This window comes from Delftia sp. DT-2 (genome assembly GCF_028401915.1).
GTDB lineage: Bacteria > Pseudomonadota > Gammaproteobacteria > Burkholderiales > Burkholderiaceae_C > Comamonas > Comamonas tsuruhatensis.
In genome coordinates this window covers 304,246-324,069 of the sequence record NZ_JAQOTI010000009.1, presented here as the reverse complement: position 1 = coordinate 324,069, position 19,824 = coordinate 304,246, and the positions used below count along the sequence as shown (strand labels likewise).

Below are 19,824 nucleotides of genomic sequence, written 5' to 3'. Positions count from 1 at the left end.
ATTGAACGGTAAAGACGCATTTTTCGATAAACTGATCGGCCATGAAGATCAATTGGTCGGCCCGCGAGGTCGATGTCTTTCTGGCGCTGGCCGATTCGCTGAGCTTTCGGCGCACGGCGCTGCAGATGCACCTGTCGCAGTCGGCCGTCTCGGGCACGCTGGCGCGGCTGGAAGAGATGCTGGGCGCGCGCCTGTTCGAGCGCACCACGCGCGCCGTGGAACTGACCCAGGCCGGCGAGGTCTTCGCCGAGCAGGCGCGCATCCTGCGCCACCAGATGGACGAGACCGTGCGCCGCGTGCAGGAGGTGGCCCAGGTGCAGGTGGGGCGGCTGGCGCTGGCGGCCCTGCCTTCGCTGGCTGCGGGCTTGCTGCCCCGCGTGCTGGCGCGCTTCGCGGCCGAGCATCCGGGCGTGCACCTGGAGCTGTTCGACAGCCTGGCCGGGCCGGCCTTCGACATGGTGCGCGCAGGCCGCGTGGACTTTGCGCTCACGGCGGCCAACCCCGCCTATGCCGACCTGGACTACCTGCCCCTGGCCTCCGACCGCTTCGTGCTGCTGCTGGGCCGCGGCCATGCGCTGGCGCGCGGGCGTGGCGATCTGGGCTGGGCCGACGTGGCCCATCTGCCCCACATCTCCATGCCGGCCGGCACCAGCGTGCGGCAGTACGCCGACGAGGCCCTGCTGACCCACGGCATACGCTTTGCGCCCCAGTACGCCGTGGAGCACCTGGCCACCATCGCGGCCATGGTGGCTGCCGATCTGGGCGTGAGCGCGCTGCCCCTGCTGGCCGCGCAGGTGGTGCAGCGGCCGGAGGTGGTGGCGCGCCCGCTGGCACGGCCGGTGCTGCGCCGCCCCATCGGCCTGGTGCGCCTGAGCGGCCGCCGCCTGTCGCCGGCTGCCGCGCGCATGGTGGAGATGCTGCGCGAGGAAATGGCGGCCCTGCCGGGCTGAACGGGGCGCTGGCAGCCGTTGTGCATGGCCCGGCAGGATATGGGGTGGTGCCCGGGCCTGCAAGACTGGACAATAGGGGCCGTACCCGTCATCCCGGTGAGAACACCCCATGAGCATTCCTTCCCGCGTCAAACTCGTCGATGTAGGCCCCCGCGACGGCCTGCAGAATGAAAAACAGCCCGTGCCCGCCGCCGTCAAGATCGAGCTGGTGCACCGCCTGCAGGAAGCCGGCCTCAAGGAAATCGAGGTCACCAGCTACGTCAGCCCCAAATGGGTGCCGCAGATGGCCGACAACGCCGAAGTCATGGCCGGCATCGTCCGCCGCCCCGGCGTGCGCTACAGCGTGCTCACGCCCAACATGAAGGGCCTGGAGGCCGCGCTGTCGGCGCCGCGCGAACTGTGGCCCGACGAGATCGTGGTCTTCGGCGCAGCCAGCGAGGCCTTCAGCCAGAAGAACATCAACTGCTCCATTGCCGAAAGCATCGACCGCTTCGCCCCCGTGGCCGAGGCCGCACGCGCCCAGGGCATCTACGTGCGCGGCGCCATGAGCTGCACCGTGGGCTGCCCCTACGAAGGCGAGATCGCCCCCGAGCGCGTGGCCTACCTGGCCGGCCTCATGAAGGGCATCGGCGTGCAGCATGTGGGCGTGGCCGACACCATTGGCGTGGGCACGCCCGTCAAGGTGCGCAAGGCCATCGAGGCCACGCTGCAGCACTTCGCCATCGACGATGTCTCGGGCCACTTCCACGACACCTACGGCCAGGCCGTGTCCAACACGCTGGCCGCGCTGTCGCTGGGCGTGTGGCAGTTCGACACCTCGGTGGCGGGCCTGGGCGGCTGCCCCTACGCCAAGGGCGCCACAGGCAATGTGGCCACCGAGGACGTGGTCTACATGCTGCAGGGCATGGGCATAGAGACCGGCATCGACCTGGACAAGCTGATTGACGCCGGCCAGTTCATCAGGGACCACCTGGGCCGCCCCACGCAGTCGCGCGTGGGCAAGGCACTGCTCACCAAGCGCGCCAGCGCGTCTGCATGCGAGGCGGTGTGAGCATGTGCGGATCTGAACTCCACCATCTTCCCGAAGGCGTGCAGCGCGTGGCGGCCTTCCTGCAGCAGGCCGGCCATGGCGAGGGGCCGCGCATGCTGGACGGCGCGGCGCGCACGGCCCAGGAAGCGGCCGACCAGCTGGGCATCCTCGTGGGCCAGGTGGCCAAGAGCATCATCTTCCGCCGCCGCAGCGACGGCGTGGCCGTGCTGGTCGTGGCCTCGGGCGACCGCCGCGTGGACGAGAAGAAGGTCGCCGCCCTGGTCGGCCCCGTGGGCCGTGCCGACGCCGATTTCGTCAAGGCGCAGACGGGTTTTTCCATCGGCGGCGTCAGCCCCGTGGCCCATGCCAACACGCCCGTGACCCTGGTGGACCGGGAACTGCAGCGCTTCGACACCGTCTGGGCGGCCGCCGGCCATCCGCATGCGGTGTTCGCGGCCACGCCGGCCGCGCTGCAGGCCCTGGCCGGCGCGCCCTGGGCCGACGTGGTGCAGGAGGTGGCGGCATGATGGGCCCCAAGGAAATGCTGGCCCACAAGGCCGGCGCAGCCTTCGCTGCGCGCGCTGACGACGAGCCCGTGCCATCGCCCTGCATCTCGGTCTGCCGCATGACGCCGGACCGCAGCCATTGCGAAGGGTGCTTTCGCACCATCGACGAGATCCGTGCCTGGTCCAAGTCCGATGCGTCGCAGCGCCTGGTCATCTGGAACGCGCTGCTCGAGCGTGCGGGCATCACGGTCGCCGTCCCCTAGACCCCCTGGACTGCACTGCAGGAGCCTGCCGCCATGAAGCAGATCACCTTCCATCTCGACTTCGTCTCGCCCTATGCCTGGCTGGCCTTCGAGCAACTGCCTCAGGCCCTGCAGGGCATCAGCCACCACATGCAGTACCGCCCCGTGCTGCTGGGCGCGCTGCTGCAGCGCCATGCCAACCCGGGGCCGGCCGGCATTGCGGGCAAGCGCGAGTGGACCTACCGCCATGTGAGCTGGCTGGGCCATGCCACGGGCGTGGGGCTGGACATGCCGGCCCGCCATCCGTTCAACCCGCTGCCGCTGCTGCGCCTGGCGCTGGAATGCAGCGACGACGGCACGGTCAACCGCTTCGTCGCGGGCGCGGTGCTGCGCCATGTCTGGCAGGGCGGCGCCGACGCGCTGGACCCGGCGCGGCTCGACGCCCTGCGCGCCACGCTGGCGCCGCAGCTGCGCACGGATGCGGCGGACAACGCCAAGCGCCTGCTGCGCGAGAACACCGAGGCCGCGGCCGCGCAAGGCCTGTTCGGCGTGCCGGCCTGGGAGGTCGATGGCCGCCTCTTCTGGGGCCTGGACAGCCTGCCCATGCTGCGCGCCTACCTGGAAGGCGATGGCTGGTTCGACAACGGCTGGGACGCGGCTGCAAGCGTGGAGCAAGGCCTGAAGGTTTGAATGGCGGGGCTGGAACAACGGCCCCGCCCCATGCCCAACGCGTTCAACTTCGCCGCCTCTCCCTTCGACTGCCTCACGCCCGACGAACAGGCGCTGGTGCGCGATGGCGTGGACATCGCCTACTTCCCCGAGGGCGCCGTGGTGCTGGACGCGGGCTCGGCGCCCACCCACCTCTTCGTCATCATCAAGGGCCATGTGGTGCAGACCGAGGGCGACGAGGTGCTGGCCAGCTACGGCCCCGACGACAGCTTCGACGGCCGCGCCCTGGTGGCCGGCCGCACAGGCAGCCGCTTCACCGTGGCCGAGGAACTCATCGCCTACCAGCTTGCGCGCGAAACCGTGGGCGAGCTGATCGCGCGCAACACGGCCTTTGGCGCCCTGCTGTTCTCCGACCTGGGCCACAAGCTGGGCACATTGGCCCAGCGCGCCGACCGGCACGAATTGCAGTCGCTGACGCTGGCGCGCGTGGACCAGGCCTATCTGCGTACCGCCCATGTGGTGGATGCGGCCACCGACATCGTCTCCGTGGTGCGCCTGTTCCATGCAGAGCGCACGACCAGCGTGCTGGTCTCGGGACTGCCGCAGGGCGGCCTGGGCATCTTCACGGGCACCACGCTGCAGCGCGCCATCCTCGACGGCCGCCCGCTGGAGCGGCTGGCCGTGGGCGAATTCGCCAGCCAGCCCGTGTTCACCGTGCGCGCCGACGACCAGCTGGGCGATGCCCTGGTCGTGCTGCTGCGTGCGCGCGTGCACAGGCTGGCCGTGCTCGATGCACAGGGCCAGGTGCTGGGCATCCTGGAGGCGCTGGACCTGTTCAGCTTCCTGGCCAACCACTCCCACCTCATCACGGTGCAGATCGAGCAGGCCGCCGACCTGCAGGCGCTGGAGCAGGCCGCCGCCCAGATCACGCGCCTGGTGGCCGCCCTGCACCGGGGCGGCACGCGCATTGCCCTCATGGCGCGCCTGGTGCAGCAGCTCAATGCCCGTTTGTTCGAGCGTGCCTGGCAGATGCTGGCGCCGCCGGACCTGGTGGCCCACAGCTGCCTCTTCGTCATGGGCAGCGAGGGGCGCGGCGAGCAATTGCTCAAGACCGACCAGGACAACGGCCTGCTGCTGCGCGACGGCTATGCGCCGCCCCAGGACCTCGACGCCATCTGCGCGCGCTTTTCCGCGCAGCTGCAGCGCTTCGGCTACCCCGAATGCCCGGGCGGCATCATGCTCAGCAATCCGCTGTGGCGCGGCACGGTGGCCGACTTTGGCCGTCGTGTGCGCGAATGGCTGATCCTGCCCAGCCCGCAAGGGCTGATGCACCTGGCCATCTTTCTGGACGCCCACGCCGTGGCAGGCGATGCAGCCTTGCTGGCGCAGGTTCGGCGGGACCTGATGGCGCTGGCCCTGGACAGCGACGCCCAGGTGGCGCGCTTTGCCTCGGCCGTCGACGCCTTCGCGCACGAGCCGGGCAGCTGGTGGGAGCGGCTGCTGGGCCGTGGTGACGAGGGGGCGCCCGTGCACCTCAAGAAGGCCGGCATCTTTCCCATCGTCCACGGCGTGCGCAGCCTGGCGCTGGCCCACCACATCGCCGCCACGGGAACGGCCGAGCGCCTGGCGGCCCTGGTGGCCGAAGGCGTGCTCGATGAAGTCCAGGGCCGCGAACTGCTTGAAGGACTGCACTTTCTCATGGGCCTGCGCCTGCAGGCGGGCCTGGCCGAGATCGACCTGGGCCGGCCCGTCACCGGCCATGTGGACCCGGCGCGCCTGAGCAGCCTGGAGCGTGACCTGCTCAAGGACACGCTGGCCGTGGTGCGGCGCTTTCGGGAACTGCTGCGCCAGCGCCTGCGGCTGGACGCGGTATGAGCGCGGCACCCCTGTCGAAATGGGTGGCGGGCCTGCGGCGCAACTGGCAGCGGCGCAGGCTGGCGGACCCCGCCTATGACTTCCTTTTCGGTGCGCCGCCGCCCGGCGAATGGGTGGCGCTGGACTGCGAGACCACGGGCCTGGACGTGCGCAGCGACGAGATCGTCTCCATCGGCGCCGTGCGCATCGTGGGAGAGCGCATCCTGTCCAGCGAGCGCCTGGAGCTGCTGGTGCGCCCCTCGCGCAGCGTGCCCGGCGACAGCGTGCGCATCCACCGCCTGCGCGAGCGCGACCTGGCCCGGGGCCTGGCCATCGAGGACGCGCTCGCGCAGCTGCTGCGCTTCATCGGCAGCCGCCCGCTGGTTGGCTACTACCTGGAATTCGACGTGGCCATGATCGAGCGCGTGCTGCGCCCCTGGCTGTGCACGGGCCTGCCCAACGAGCGCATCGAAGTCTCGGCCCTGTACTACGACCACCGCTTCCGGCAACTGCTGCCCTGGCAGCAGCAGGCGCCCGAGATCGACCTGCGCTTTGCCACGCTGATGGCCGACCTGGGCCTGCCGCAGCGCGAGGCCCACGACGCGCTCAACGACGCCGTGATGGCGGCGCTGGCCTTCATCAAGCTGCGCAGGCTGGCCGGCGCGACGTAGGGCGCCCGGAAAGGCGTTCGCTCAAGCGGCGGAGACCGCAGGGTTCAGGCTGTACAGGCCGGTGATGCTGGCCTTGCCCAGCACCTGGCCGGCTTGCAGCGCCGCGCGCACATTGGCGCCGGTCAGTTCGCCGGAGACCGCCAGCGTGGGCGTGGCCAGCGCATAGACGGTGAAGACGTAGTGGTGGACGATGCTGTCATTCCACGGGGGGCAGGGGCCGTCGTAGCCGTAGTAGTCGCCCTTCATCTGCTCGTCGCCCGCGAACCAGCCCGTGTAGTCGTTGATGCCGTGGCGCAGGCCGCCGGGGGCGGCCGGGCCGCTCTTGCCGCGCGGCGTGACGCCGTCGGACTGGGCACCTGCCGCGATCTCGGTGGTGGCGGCCGGAATGTCCAGCAGCAGCCAGTGGAAGAAGTCCACGCGCGGCAGGCTGGCCGGCACTTCGCGGCCTTCCTGGTTCACATCGTCGCCGCGGCTGGGCACGTCGGGATCGTGGCAGACCACGACGAAGGACTGCGTGCCCGCCGGTGCGCCGCTCCAGGCAAGGTGCGGATTGCGGTTGGACGACAGCGCCACGTGGGATGCCGCATCGGGCACGGCGAACGCGAATTCGCCGGGGATGGCCTGGCCGTCCTGGAAGCTTTGGCTGGTGAGTTGCATGTCGGATGGATCCTGTGCGTTGAAGAGAGAAGTCATGCTGCACGAAGCGCTCGGCAGACCCCCGAGTCTAGGGGCGGGGAAAATGCAGGACATCGCCCATCCGCTCAAAAGGCTTCTCCAGCCGATCAAACTGAGTGTCTCTGGTGTGGCGAGGGATGAAAAAAAGCCGGGCGCATGGCCCGGCTTGTGCGTGGTTGCCGCTTCGGCAGCTCAGTGGCCGGAGGCGCCCGAAGCTCCCAGACCCGTTTCCGAACGCACCTGCTGCGCGGGGAACACGGCGCGTTCCCTGGCGGCCTGGGCACTCTTGTCGAGCACCGAGAACAGCCACACGCCCACGAAGCCGATGGTCATGGAGAACAGCGCGGGCGATGCATAGGGGAACCAGGCCGAGCCTGCAGGGTTGCCCAGCGTGGCTTCCCAGACCGGGGGCGAGACGATGGTCAGGCCCACCGAGGACGCCAGGCCCATGAAGCCGCCGATCACGGCGCCCTTGGTCGTGCAGTCCTTCCACAGCACCGACAGCAGCAGCGGGGGGAAGTTGGCCGAGGCCGCGACCGCGAAGGCCAGCGACACCATGAAGGCGATGTTCTGCTTCTCGAACACGATGCCCAGCAGCACGGCGATGGCGCCCAGCGTCAGCGTGGTGATGCGCGAGACGCGCAGCTCGGCGGCGCTGTCGGCCTTGCCTTTCTTGATCACGGTGGCGTACAGGTCATGCGACACGGCCGAGGCGCCCGACAGCGTCAGGCCCGCGACCACGGCCAGGATGGTGGCGAAGGCCACGGCCGAGATGAAGCCGTAGAACACGTCGCCGCCCACGCTCTTGGCCACCAGCACGGCCGCCATGTTGGCCGTGCCCGCGCCGCCGTGGATCACGCCCTTGACCGTGTCGGCCATCTCGGGATTGGTCAGCACCAGGGTGATGGCGCCGAAGCCGATGATGAAGATCAGCACGTAGAAGTAGCCGATCCAGGTCGTGGCCCAGAACACGCTCTTGCGCGCTTCCTTGGCGTCGGGCACGGTGAAGAAGCGCATCAGGATGTGGGGCAGGCCCAGCGTGCCGAACATCAGCGCCATGCCGAAGCTGATGGCCGAGATCGGGTCCTTGATGAAGCCGCCCGGGCCCATGATGGCCAGGCCCGCCTTGGCGGCGGCCGAGGGGTCGGCGCCGTTGTTGGCAGCGATCTCGGAGCGCACGCGCACGCCTTCGGCGAACAGCGCCTCGGGGCTGAAGCCGTACTTGGCCAGCACCATGAAGCCCATGAAGGTCACGCCGGCCAGCAGCATGCAGGCCTTGATGATCTGCACCCAGGTCGTGGCCGTCATGCCGCCGAACAGCACGTAGATCATCATCAGGCCGCCCACCAGCACCACGGCGATCCAGTAGTCCAGGCCGAACAGCAGCTTGATTAACTGGCCCGCGCCCACCATCTGCGCGATCAGGTAGAAGGCCACCACCACCAGCGTGCCGCTGGCCGCGAAGGCGCGGAACGGTGTCTGGGAGAAGCGGTAGCCGGCCACGTCGGCGAAGGTGAACTTGCCCAGGTTGCGCAGGCGCTCGGCCAGCAGGAACGTCAGGATGGGCCAGCCCACCAGGAAGCCGATGGAGTAGATGAGGCCGTCATAGCCGCTGGCCATGACCGAGGCCGAGATGCCCAGGAAGGAGGCGGCCGACATGTAGTCGCCCGCAATCGCCAGGCCGTTCTGAAAGCCCGTGATGCCGCCGCCGGCCGTATAGAAGTCGGCGGCCGACTTGGTGCGGCCCGCGGCCCACTTGGTGATCCACAGCGTGGCCACGACGAAGGCCGTGAAGAGAATGATGGCGGTCCAGTTGGTGGCCTGCTTGGCGGCCACGCCGACATCGCCGCCGGCGGCCAGCACGGGCCCCGTCAGGGCCAGCGCCACGGCGGGCGCCAGCAGCATGCGTTGTGCGGAATTCTTCATTTCGTGGCGTCCTTCAGGATGTCCTGGGTGAGCTTGTCGTACTCGCCATTGGCACGGCGCACGTAGAGGCCGGTGACGATCACCGAGAACACGATCACGCCCATGGCGATAGGAATGCCCAGCGAGGTCACGCCCGCGCCAATGGGCTGGGCCAGAAAGGATTTGTCGAAGGCAATCAGCGCGATATAGCCGTAATAAACGACCAGCATCAGCAGCGTCAGAAAAAGGCCCAGGCGATTGCGTCTGGATCGCAGCTCCTGGTATTTGGGATGGCGCTGTATTTTGTCTACCACCGGATCGGTCATGGTTTGTCTCCTGAAGTTGGAATCGCGGCGGCAGCCCCATGGATCTGCAGCCTTGCGGCGCATTCTGGAAAGCGCTTCTGACCGAGTGCTTACGCAGTGCAGCATGGTTTGCCAGGGTTTTTACGGTGCTTTTCACATGGAAAAAGACGGCATCAGGGTTGCTGCTGGGTTAGTAAGAAATCGTTCAGTTCGCCGTCAATTTCTGTAAGAGGTGAGTCAGATTCGCGTCAGCAGGCAGGCGGATAGTGAATCGGCGGGCCTATGGCAAGCCCGCTAAATATTCAATAAATCAAGGAGACAGACATGGCTATCAACGCATCGCAAGGCGCGGGGGTCAAGGCGACCCCGCGGCCCATGACTCCGGAAGAACGCAAGGTGATCTTTGCCTCGTCGCTAGGCACGGTATTCGAGTGGTACGACTTCTATCTCTACGGATCGCTGGCGGCCATCATCGCCAAGCAATTCTTCAGCGGGCTCGATGCGGGATCGGCCTTCATCTTCGCGCTGCTGGCCTTCGCGGCCGGCTTCATCGTGCGGCCCTTCGGCGCACTGGTGTTCGGGCGGCTGGGCGACATGATCGGGCGCAAGTACACCTTCCTCGTGACCATCCTGATCATGGGCCTGTCGACCTTCATCGTCGGCATCCTGCCCACCTACGCCAGCATCGGCGTGGCGGCGCCGGTGATCCTCATCGGCCTGCGCATGCTGCAGGGCCTGGCCCTGGGCGGCGAGTACGGCGGTGCGGCCACCTATGTGGCCGAGCACGCGCCGCACGGCAAGCGCGGCGCCTACACCTCGTGGATACAGACCACGGCAACGCTGGGCCTGTTCCTGTCGCTGCTGGTGATCCTGGGCGTGCGCACCTCCATCGGCGAGCAGGCCTTCGCGGACTGGGGCTGGCGCATTCCCTTCCTGCTGTCCATCGTGCTGCTGGGCATCTCGGTGTGGATCCGCATGACGCTGTCCGAGTCGCCAGCCTTCCAGAAGATGAAGGCCGAGGGCAAGGTCTCCAAGGCTCCGCTGTCCGAGTCCTTCGGCCAGTGGCGCAACCTCAAGATCGTGATCCTGGCGCTGATCGGCCTGACCGCCGGCCAGGCTGTCGTCTGGTACACGGGCCAGTTCTATGCGCTGTTCTTCCTGACCCAGCAGCTCAAGGTCGATGCGGTGACGGCCAACCTGCTGATCGCGGCGGCACTGATCATCGGCACGCCGTTCTTCGTGATCTTCGGTTCGCTGTCCGACAAGATAGGCCGCAAGCCCATCATCATGCTGGGCTGCGTGCTGGCCGTGGTGACCTACTTTCCCGTGTTCAAGGCGCTGACCGAGGCGGCCAACCCCGACCTGGCCGCGGCCCAGGCCAAGAGCAAGGTGGTGATCGTTGCCGATCCCAAGGAATGCTCGTTCCAGTTCAATCCCACGGGCACTTCCAAGTTCACCAGTTCCTGCGACGTGGCCAAGCAGCTGCTGGCCGCCGGCTCGGTCAGCTATGACTCCGAGGACGCAGCTCCCGGCAAGACGGCCTTCATCCGCATCGGCAGCACCGAGATCCCCTCGTTCTCCGTCAAGGGCCTGAGCCCCGAGGAAGCCAAGGCCAAGGACGCCGAGTTCAAGAAGACCGTGGCCAAGGTGCTGGCCGAGGACGGCTATCCCACCAAGGCCGACCCTGCGAAGATGAACAAGGTGATGATGGTCGCCATCCTGACCTACCTGGTCATCCTCGTGACCATGGTCTACGGCCCCATCGCCGCCATGCTGGTGGAGCTGTTCCCCACCCGCATCCGCTATACCTCCATGAGCCTGCCGTACCACATCGGCAATGGCTGGTTCGGCGGCCTGCTGCCCACCATGTCGTTCGCCATCGTGGCCCAGACCGGCAACATGTACAGCGGCCTCTGGTATCCCATCGTCATCGCGGGCGCCACGGCCATCATCGGCACGCTGTTCCTGCGCGAGACCAAGGATGTGGATATCTACGCGAATGATTGAGGGCTCCCCCTGAGGCGCTGACGCGCCTTCCCCCGTATGCACGGCGCCCTCTCTCGCTTCGCGGGAGGGGGACGACGCCCTCGCCGCGAGGCGGCTCTTGCTCGGCGTCTCTGAGTTGGGCCGCGCCGGTTGCATGCGGTGTGCGCAGTATCCGACTGTGTTTTGTGGCGCTGCATTGACGAAAGCCCATGGCGGTTTGCCATGGGCTTTTTCGTATGGCGCTTCTACTGGTTTTCCATGTCATGCCTGTGGCAGCAAAGCATCAGATCGCGCATTTTCAGAGGCGGCCGTACATTTTTTGACATGCCCGCACCTAGAATTCGCAGCAGCCGCAAATGGCACTGATCTAGAGCCGGAGTCGGCCCTGAGATTTCAAGAATACCCACTCAACAATCCCAAGGAGATGCCGAGATGATCAAGATGAACCGCGTTGCCCTGGCCGTGCTGGCCGTGCTGGGTTCCACCACCGTGATGGCGCAAAGCAGCGTCACGATCTATGGCCGTATCAACACCACGATCGAGCGCCAGAAGATCGGTGACGAAAGCGTCAGCAAGATGGAGAACAACTCCTCGCGTTGGGGCATGCGCGGTGTCGAAGATCTGGGCGGCGGCCTGAAGGCCGGCTTCGTGCTGGAAAGCGGCTTCGCTTCCGACACCGGCATGGGCTCCTCCTCCACCGGCGCGCTGACCTTCGGCCGCCAGAGCGAAGTGAACCTGTCGGGCAACTTCGGTATGCTGCGCCTGGGCAACTTCTTCCCCGGCTCGTACTTCGCCACGGCCGACTACGTGAGCATGCACAACCATGACACGGGTTCGTCCTCCGACGCGCTGTACTTCGATCCCGTCTGGTTCGCCAGCGGCCTGGGCACCGCCAACAAGATCTCCTACACCACGCCCAACTTCGGCGGCCTGACGGTGGAAGGCTCGGTCTCCATGCACGAGAAGGCCACCGCCCTGGCCAAGAAGAAGAACGGCTACGACCTGGCCGCCAACTACAACGTGGGCCCCCTGGCCCTGGGCGCCGGCTACAGCCAGTTCGACGAAGACAAGCAGCTGGCCTTCCGCGCTGCCTACACTCTCGGTCAGTTCGTGCTGGGCGGCTACTACCAGCGCAACGACGAAGAAATCCGCGGCACGCGCAACAACTTCCGTCTGTCGGGCATGTACACCCTGGGCGCTTCCGAGTTCCACGTGAACCTGGGCCACGCCAACAAGTGGAGCAACATTGCCGACTCCGGCGCCAACCAGTGGACCCTGGGCTACAACTACAACCTGAGCAAGCGCACCAAGGTCTACGGCTACTACACCAAGGTGGACAACAAGGCCGGCGCCAACTACATGACCGGCGTGAAGGGCGCGGACTTCTCGTCCTTCGCCGTCGGCGTGCGTCACGCATTCTGATCGCCGCGCGGCGTAAGCCGCGAGCAAAGCAGGTCTGTTCCAATCAGCACCTGCCTGCCATCAGGCCTCGTACCGAAAGGTGCGGGGCCTTTTTGTCTGGGCCCGTCTTTTCACAGCCTGATCAAGGAAATACCCATGAGGATCATCGCGGCCGGTTGCCTGGCCTTTGTTGTCGTGTCGCTGCTGGCCATCACCCAGGTGAAGGGCGTGCCGGACGGGCAGGCCATGCCTGCCTCCGTGCAGATGGCCAAGTAAGACCTTGAAAGAGGCACGAGCCCCGGACTGGTTCCGGGGTTTTTTTATGGTCGCGCGGATGCGTTGAGGAGGCGTTTTTTTTGTTTAACCTGTATGAAAATACAGGTATTGAGAAGCGTCCGATGCCTGACGCATGGACTGCCTAGAATGTTTGGCTCCCACTGACCACACAACATCCATGACGCACGGTCTGATTCGAATTCGCGGCGCACGCCAGCACAATCTCCAGAACCTGGATCTCGACATCCGTACCGGCGAGCTGACCGTGGTCACGGGGCCCAGCGGCTCGGGCAAGTCCAGCCTGGTGTTCGATACCCTGTATGCCGAAGGCCAGCGCCGCTATGTCGAGACCTTCTCGGCCTATGCGCGGCAGTTCCTGGACCGCATGGACAAGCCGGCCGTGGACCGTGTGGAAGGTGTGCCGCCGGCCATCGCCATCGACCAGACCAATCCCGTCCGCAACTCGCGCTCCACCGTGGGCACGATGACCGAGCTCAACGACCACCTGAAGCTGCTGTTCGCGCGTGCGGCGCAGCTGTTCGACCGCGACACCGCCGTGCCCGTGCGCCACGACACGCCCGACAGCGTGCTGGAGGAGCTGGCCGAGCGTTGCCGGCAGGCCGGTGATCCGCGCATCGCCATCACCTTCCCCGTCGAGCTGCCCGCCAACACCACGGCTGCCGAGGTGGAGCAATGGCTGTCGGCCAGCGGCTTCACCAAGGTCCAGGCCGAGCGCGAGGCCGAGAAGGCCGGCGCGGTGGAGCCTGCCGCAGACGCCAAGGGCAAGAAGGCCAAGGCGGCGGCGCCGCTCAAGGTCAAGATGCTGGACGTGGTGGCCGACCGCTTCCGCCTGGGCAACGTCGAGCGCGCCCGCGCCTACGAGGCCATCGAGGTGGCACTCAAGCGCGGCAGCGGCCACATGACGGTCTATGTGCTGCCTGAATCCGCCGTGGAAGCCGCAGGTGCCCAGCCCACCGAACCCCAGCTGTGGAAGTTCTCGCTGGGCCTGCATTGCCCCGAAAGCGGCCTGAGCTACCAGGAGCCGATTCCCTCGCTGTTCTCCTTCAACTCCGCCGTGGGCGCCTGCGAGGCCTGCCGGGGCTTTGGCCGCGTGATCGGCGTGGACTGGGGGCTGGTCATCCCCAACGACAAGCTCACCCTGCGCACGGGCGCCATCAAGCCCGTGCAGACACCGGCCTGGAAGGAGATCCAGGACGACATGATGCGCCACGCCGAGGCCGAAGGCATTCCGCGCGACACGGCCTGGGCCAAGCTCACCGACGCGCAAAAGAGCTGGGTGCTGGACGGCTCGCCCAACTGGAATGGCAAGTGGACCCAGACCTGGTACGGCATCAAGCGCTTCTTCGAATACCTGGAGAGCAAGGCCTACAAGATGCACATCCGGGTGCTGCTGTCCAAGTACCGCAGCTATACCGAATGCCCCACCTGCGGCGGCGCGCGGCTGAAGACCGAAAGCCTGCTGTGGCGCCTGGGCGGCAAGCAGGCCGCCGATGCTGTGCTGCCGCCCGGCGACGAAGGCAGCTACCGCCGCTTCATGCCGAAGGGCGTGGCCTGGAGCCGCGAGCAGCTGGAAGCGCTGCCGGGCCTGTGCCTGCACGACCTGATGCAGCTGCCCCTGGTGCGGCTGCGTGATTTCTTCCAGCAGCTGGCGCCGGCTGCCGATGCCCCGCTGCATGACGGCGAGGCCCAGGCCCTCAAGATGCTGCACGCCGAAATCATGGCGCGCGTGCAGTACCTGTGCGACGTGGGCATCGGCTACCTCACGCTGGACCGCCAGAGCCGCACGCTGTCGGGCGGCGAGGTGCAGCGCATCAACCTGACAACGGCCCTGGGCACCTCGTTGGTGAACACCCTGTTCGTGCTCGACGAGCCCAGCATCGGCCTGCACCCGCGCGACATGGAACGCATCACCGAGGCCATGCAGCGCCTGCGCGATGCAGGCAACACCCTGGTCGTGGTCGAGCACGACCCGGCCGTGATGTTCGCGGCCGACCGCATGATCGACATGGGCCCCGGCCCCGGCGCGCGCGGCGGCCAGATCGTCTTCGACGGCACGCCCGACGACCTGCGCCATGCCGACACGCTGACCGGCGCCTACCTGGGCGGCCGCAAGCAGGTGGGCTTCGGCCTCAAGCGCATGGTGACCGAGTCCACGCCGCGCCTCATCCTCGAAGGCGCGCGCGAGCACAACCTGCGCAGCATCGACGTGGACTTTCCGCTGCAGCGACTGGTCACCATCACCGGCGTCAGCGGCTCGGGCAAGTCCACGCTGATCCAGGACGTGCTGGTGCCCGCGCTGATGCGCCACTTCGGCAAGCCCACGGATGCGGCCGGCGCCTTCGAGCGCCTGCTGGGCGCCGACCACCTGAGCGACGTGATGTTCGTGGACCAGTCGCCCATCGGCAAGACGGCGCGCTCCAACCCGGCCAGCTACGTGGGCGCCTGGGACTCCATCCGCGAGCTGTTCGCCATTGCGCCGCTGTCGCGCCAGCGAGGCTATACGGCCGCCAAGTTCAGCTTCAACAGCGGCGATGGCCGCTGCCCCACCTGCGGCGGCTCGGGCTTCGAGCATGTGGAGATGCAGTTCCTCTCCGATGTCTACCTGCGCTGTCCCGACTGCAACGGCACGCGCTACCGCCCCGAGATCCTGGAAGTCACGATCGAGCGCCACGCGGCCGGCGAGCTGCAGCCGCGCAAGCTCAACGTGGCCGATGTGCTGGAGCTCACCGTGGCCGAGGCGGCCCTGCTGTTCGCCCAGGACCGCGAGGTCATCCGCGCCCTGCAGCCCATCGTCGATGTGGGCCTTGAATACGTGAAGCTGGGCCAGCCCGTGCCCACGCTGTCGGGCGGCGAGGCCCAGCGCCTCAAGCTCGCGGGCTTCCTGGCGGAGGCCGCCAAGGCCCAGGCCAAGTCGAAGCAGGCGCTGGCCAAGAAGGGCACATTGTTCCTGTTCGACGAGCCCACCACGGGCCTGCACTTCGACGACATCGCCAAGCTCATGCGCGCGCTGCGCAAGCTGCTGGAGGCCGGCCATTCGCTGATCGTCATCGAGCACAACCTGGACGTGATCCGTGCCAGCGACTGGCTGATCGACCTCGGTCCCGAAGGCGGCGACGGCGGCGGCGCCATCGTGGCCCAGGGCACGCCCGAGGAAGTGCGCCAGGTGCCTGGCTCGCACACGGCCCAGGCGCTGCGCGAGTACGACCTGGCCATGGGCGTGGGCGGCGAGGCCGTGCGCGAGGTCGCCCCCATGCTCTACAAGAGCCAGCGCAAGGCGCATGCCATGTCGGGGGCGGCCGCCAGGAATGCCATCGAGATCGTCAACGCCAAGGAGCACAACCTCAAGCAGCTGTCGGTGGAGATCCCGCGCGGCAAGTTCAACGTGGTGACGGGCGTCTCGGGCTCGGGCAAGTCCACGCTGGCCTTCGACATCCTGTTCAACGAAGGGCAGCGACGCTACCTGGAATCGCTCAACGCCTATGCGCGCTCCATCGTCCAGCCTGCGGGCCGGCCCGAGGTGGATGCGGTCTACGGCATTCCGCCCACCGTGGCCATCGAGCAGCGCCTGTCGCGCGGCGGGCGCAAGTCCACCGTGGGCACGACCACCGAGGTCTGGCACTTCCTGCGCCTGCTCTACGTCAAGCTGGGCACGCAGCACTGCATCCACGACGGCGCCGCGGTGCAGCCGCAGACGGAGGAAAGCATCGCGGCCCAGCTGCTCACGCAGTTCCGGGGCCAGACCATCGGCCTGCTGGCACCGCTGGTGGTCAACCGCAAGGGCGTCTACACCGAGCTGGCCGACTGGGCTCGGCCACGCGGCTACACCCATCTGCGAGTGGACGGCGAATTCCTGCCCACCACGGGATTCCCGCGCATCGACCGCTTCAAGGAACACACCATCGAGCTGCCCGTGGCCAGCGTCACCGTCACGGCGGCCAGCGAGCGCGAGCTGCGCGGCCACCTGGCGCAGGCGCTGGAAACAGGCAAGGGCGTGCTGCATGTGCTGTCCGGCCTGGACAACCTGGCCGATGCCATGGCCGGCGGCCGGAGCACGGCCGGCATCGGCAGCCTGCAGGTGTTCTCCACCCAGCGCGCCTGCCCGGTCTGTGCCACCAGCTATGCCGAGCTGGACCCGCGCCTGTTTTCCTACAACAGCAAGCACGGCTGGTGCCCTGACTGCGTGGGCACGGGCGTCAAGCTCACCAAGGACCAGCGCAAGGTCTATGACGACACCCTGCTGGTCGAGGACAACCGGGGCCGCGAAGTCAAGTTCGAAGGCCAGGAAATCGAAGACCTGGCCGAAGTGACCTGCCCCACCTGCCAGGGCACACGCCTGAACGCCACGGCACGCGCCGTGCGCTTCCATGGCGTGGGCATTGCCGAGATCGCCCAGCTGTCGGTCAACGACGTGCGCCAATGGGTGCAGGCGCTGGCGATGTCGGGCCGCGAGGCCGACATTGCCCGCGACCTCATTCCCGAGATCCAGAGCCGCCTCGAATTCCTCGAGGAAGTGGGCCTGGGCTACCTGACGCTGGACCGTGGCGCGCCCACGCTGTCGGGCGGCGAGGCCCAGCGCATCCGCCTGGCCGCGCAACTGGGCAGCAACCTGCAGGGCGTGTGCTATGTGCTGGACGAACCCACCATCGGCCTGCATGCGCGCGACAACCAGATCCTGCTCAACGCCCTGCACAAGCTGGGCGACAAGGGCAACACCCTGGTCGTGGTCGAGCATGACGAAGACACCATCCGCCGCGCCGACCACATCATCGACATCGGCCCCAGCGCCGGCATACGCGGCGGCCGCCTGGTGGCCCAGGGCACGGCGGCCGACATCATGGCGGCCGAGGACTCCATCACGGGCCGCTACCTGCTGCACGCCATGCGCCACCCGTTCCAGCCGCGCCGCTGGGTGGGCGAAGGCCAGCCGCCGCAGGCGGCCGCCGAGCTTGCAGCAGTGGCCGAACCGGTGCCGGAACCCGCGCCTGTCAAGGTATCCAAATCCAAAAAGAAGGCCGTGCCTGTCGTTGTCGACGCCGAACCCGCCTCCGACGCACTGGACTGGCTGACCGTGCGCGGCGCCCATTTGCACAACCTGCAGAACGTGGATGCGCGCGTGCCGCTCAAGCGCCTGGTGGCCGTCACCGGCGTCAGCGGCTCGGGCAAGTCCACGCTGGCGCGCGACGTGATGCTGGCCAATGTGGCCGCCTGGGTGGGCCAGCGCGCCACCAAGGCCGGGCGCGATGCCATGGACGCGGGCAAGGCGCCTGCGCTGTCGGGCTGCAAGGGCCTGCAGGGCTTCGAAGGCATTGACCGCGTGCTGGAAGTGGACCAGACCCCCATCGGCAAGACCCCGCGCAGCTGCCCGGCCACCTACATCGGCTTCTGGGACACCATCCGCAAGCTCTATGCCGAAACGCTGGAGGCCAAGGCGCGCGGCTACGCGGCCGGCCGCTTCTCGTTCAACACCGGCGAAGGCCGCTGCCCGGCCTGCGAGGGCCAGGGCATGCGCACCATCGAGATGAGCTTCCTGCCCGACGTGAAGGTGCCCTGCGAGGTCTGCCACGGCGCGCGCTTCAACCCCGAGACCCTGGCCGTCTCCTGGCGCGGCAAGAGCATTGGCGACGTGCTGCAGATGGAGGTGGACGAGGCCGTCGAGTTCTTCGCCAGCATGCCCAGCATCGCCCACCCGCTGCAGTTGCTCAAGGACGTGGGACTGGGCTATCTCACGCTGGGCCAGCCCTCGCCCACGCTGTCGGGCGGCGAAGCCCAGCGCATCAAGCTCGTCACCGAGCTGACCAAGGTGCGCGACGACGTGACCCGGCGCGGCAACAAGGCGCCGCACACGCTCTATGTGCTGGACGAACCCACGGTGGGCCTGCACATGGCCGATGTGGACAAGCTCATCCGCGTGCTGCATCGCCTGGTCGATGCGGGCCACAGCGTGGTCGTCATCGAGCATGACCTGGACGTGATCGCCGAGGCCGACTGGATCATCGACCTCGGCCCCGAAGGCGGAAAGGACGGCGGCCGCATCATTGCGGCCGGCACGCCCGAGGATCTGGTGGCTGCGGGCACGCACACGGGCAAGGCGCTCAAGCCCGTGCTGGCCCGTTGAGCCTCAGGCGCAGGCCACACCTGCGCTGCGTGCGGAGCCTGCGGGCAGGCGGCTGCTCCAGAAGACCAGCACCAGGCCCACGGCCGTCAGCGCGGCGGCGGCCCAGCCCAGGTTGACCAGGCCCAGGCCACCGGCCAGGGCCAGGCCGCCGACCCAGGCACCCAGGGCATTGCCCAGGTTGAAGGCCGCAATGTTCAGGCTGGAGACCAGGTTGGCGCCCTGGGGGCCGGCCTGGTCCAGCACGCGCATCTGCATGGGGGCCACCGTGGCGAAGGCCACGACGCCCAGCACGATCACATAGGCCATGGCCACGGCCTGGTTCCCGAAGGCCCAGCGGCCTGCCGCCAGCACCACCATCAGCGCCGCAATGCTCCACACCAGGGCGCGCATCACGCCCCGGTCGGCCAGCTTGCCGCCCAGCAGATTGCCTGCGGCCAGGCCCGCGCCGAACAGCAGCAGGGTCAGTGCCACCAGGCTGTCGCCCATGCGGGTCACCTGGGTCAGCAGCGGCTCCACATAGGTGTAGAGCGCAAACACACCCGCAAAGCCGAAGGCTGTGATGCCCAGGCCCAGCCAGACCTGGCCGTTGGCCAGCACGGCAAGCTCCTGCGCCAGCGGCGTGACCTCGGGGCGGCCCTGGTCGCGCGGCACGAAGGCGGCCAGGATGGCAAAGGCCAGCACGCCGATCGCGGCCACGGCGAGGAAGGCGCTGCGCCAGCCGAACATCTGGCCGATCCAGGCGCCGGCAGGCACGCCCAGCAGGGTGGCCAGGGTCAGGCCCGAGAACATCAGCGCAATCGCCGACGCCTTCTTGTCCACCGGCACCAGGCCCGTGGCCACCACGGCGCCAACGCCGAAGAAGGTGCCGTGGGTCAGCGAGGTCAGCACGCGCGCCGACATCAGCCATTCATAGCTGGGTGCAAACGCGGCGGCCAGGTTGCCGGCGATGAAGATCAGCATCAGCGCCAGCAGCAGGCGCTTGCGCGGCCATTGGCGCGTCAGCAGCGTGAGCACGGGCGCGCCCACGGCCACGCCGATGGCGTAGCCCGAAATCAGCGAGCCCGCCGTGGGAATGCTGATGTGAAGATCCTGGCTGACCTGGGTCAGCAGGCCCATGATGATGAATTCCGTGGTGCCGATGCCAAAGGCACCGGCCGCCAGGGCGAGTAGGGAAAGAGGCATGGACGGATTCCTTGTGATCCTTGGTGTGATGTCCAG

14 protein-coding genes are annotated in these 19,824 nt (G+C 67.7%); 10 read left to right on the top strand and 4 right to left on the bottom strand.

The features are described from left to right. Positions 1-41 precede the first annotated feature (41 nt). From PO605_RS18455 to PO605_RS18425, 7 genes are all read left to right on the top strand, one after another. Positions 42-950, top strand: coding sequence for a LysR family transcriptional regulator (locus PO605_RS18455; protein ID WP_012207762.1), 909 nt, complete (start codon positions 42-44; stop codon positions 948-950). Positions 951-1,059: 109 nt separating this feature from the next. Continuing rightward, complete coding sequence (locus tag PO605_RS18450) at positions 1,060-2,001, top strand: hydroxymethylglutaryl-CoA lyase (RefSeq protein ID WP_272206723.1); 942 nt, start codon at positions 1,060-1,062, stop codon at positions 1,999-2,001. 2 nt (positions 2,002-2,003) lie between these two features. Next, positions 2,004-2,507 carry a YbaK/EbsC family protein gene (locus tag PO605_RS18445; RefSeq protein ID WP_016452780.1) on the top strand — a complete coding sequence of 168 codons (504 nt, stop codon included), beginning with the start codon at positions 2,004-2,006 and terminating at the stop codon, positions 2,505-2,507. After that, the gene (locus PO605_RS18440; RefSeq protein ID WP_016450040.1) at positions 2,504-2,749 is read left to right on the top strand and encodes a DUF1289 domain-containing protein; all 246 of its coding nucleotides are present in this window, start codon (positions 2,504-2,506) and stop codon (positions 2,747-2,749) included. The genes PO605_RS18445 and PO605_RS18440 overlap by 4 nt, the downstream gene beginning before the upstream one ends. A gap of 33 nt (positions 2,750-2,782) precedes the next feature. Continuing rightward, complete coding sequence (locus PO605_RS18435; protein ID WP_272206722.1) at positions 2,783-3,418, top strand: DsbA family protein; 636 nt, start codon at positions 2,783-2,785, stop codon at positions 3,416-3,418. After that, a complete protein-coding gene (locus PO605_RS18430) occupies positions 3,419-5,272 on the top strand; it encodes a putative nucleotidyltransferase substrate binding domain-containing protein (RefSeq protein ID WP_272206721.1) in 1,854 nt (617 codons plus the stop codon). Then, positions 5,269-5,922 carry a 3'-5' exonuclease gene (locus tag PO605_RS18425; protein ID WP_047470136.1) on the top strand — a complete coding sequence of 218 codons (654 nt, stop codon included), beginning with the start codon at positions 5,269-5,271 and terminating at the stop codon, positions 5,920-5,922. Before PO605_RS18430 ends, PO605_RS18425 begins: the two co-directional genes overlap by 4 nt. A 21-nt stretch (positions 5,923-5,943) precedes the next feature. Here PO605_RS18425 and PO605_RS18420 read toward each other — a convergent pair whose 3' ends face one another. The 3 genes from PO605_RS18420 to PO605_RS18410 form a co-directional block, all read right to left on the bottom strand. Beyond that, positions 5,944-6,579 carry a YbhB/YbcL family Raf kinase inhibitor-like protein gene (locus tag PO605_RS18420; protein ID WP_047470133.1) on the bottom strand — a complete coding sequence of 212 codons (636 nt, stop codon included), beginning with the start codon at positions 6,577-6,579 and terminating at the stop codon, positions 5,944-5,946. 210 nt (positions 6,580-6,789) lie between these two features. Beyond that, on the bottom strand, positions 6,790-8,523 hold the full coding sequence (locus tag PO605_RS18415; protein WP_016450046.1) for a cation acetate symporter: 1,734 nt from the start codon (positions 8,521-8,523) through the stop codon (positions 6,790-6,792). Continuing rightward, a complete protein-coding gene (locus tag PO605_RS18410) occupies positions 8,520-8,828 on the bottom strand; it encodes a DUF485 domain-containing protein (protein ID WP_012207753.1) in 309 nt (102 codons plus the stop codon). Before PO605_RS18410 ends, PO605_RS18415 begins: the two co-directional genes overlap by 4 nt. Before the next feature lie 303 nt (positions 8,829-9,131). Here PO605_RS18410 and PO605_RS18405 point away from each other — a divergent pair, with 303 nt between their 5' ends. The 3 genes from PO605_RS18405 (at position 9,132) to uvrA (ending at position 18,606) form a co-directional block, all read left to right on the top strand. Further along, positions 9,132-10,814 carry an MFS transporter gene (locus tag PO605_RS18405; protein ID WP_016450047.1) on the top strand — a complete coding sequence of 561 codons (1,683 nt, stop codon included), beginning with the start codon at positions 9,132-9,134 and terminating at the stop codon, positions 10,812-10,814. A 411-nt stretch (positions 10,815-11,225) separates the two neighbouring features. Further along, a complete protein-coding gene (locus PO605_RS18400) occupies positions 11,226-12,215 on the top strand; it encodes a porin (protein ID WP_016450048.1) in 990 nt (329 codons plus the stop codon). Between the two features lie 433 nt (positions 12,216-12,648). Then, positions 12,649-18,606, top strand: coding sequence for an excinuclease ABC subunit UvrA (uvrA, locus tag PO605_RS18395; RefSeq protein ID WP_047470131.1), 5,958 nt, complete (start codon positions 12,649-12,651; stop codon positions 18,604-18,606). 3 nt (positions 18,607-18,609) lie between these two features. Here uvrA and PO605_RS18390 read toward each other — a convergent pair whose 3' ends face one another. Continuing rightward, positions 18,610-19,788, bottom strand: a complete 1,179-nt coding sequence (locus PO605_RS18390) for an MFS transporter (protein WP_012207748.1) — start codon at positions 19,786-19,788, stop codon at positions 18,610-18,612. Positions 19,789-19,824 lie beyond the last annotated feature (36 nt).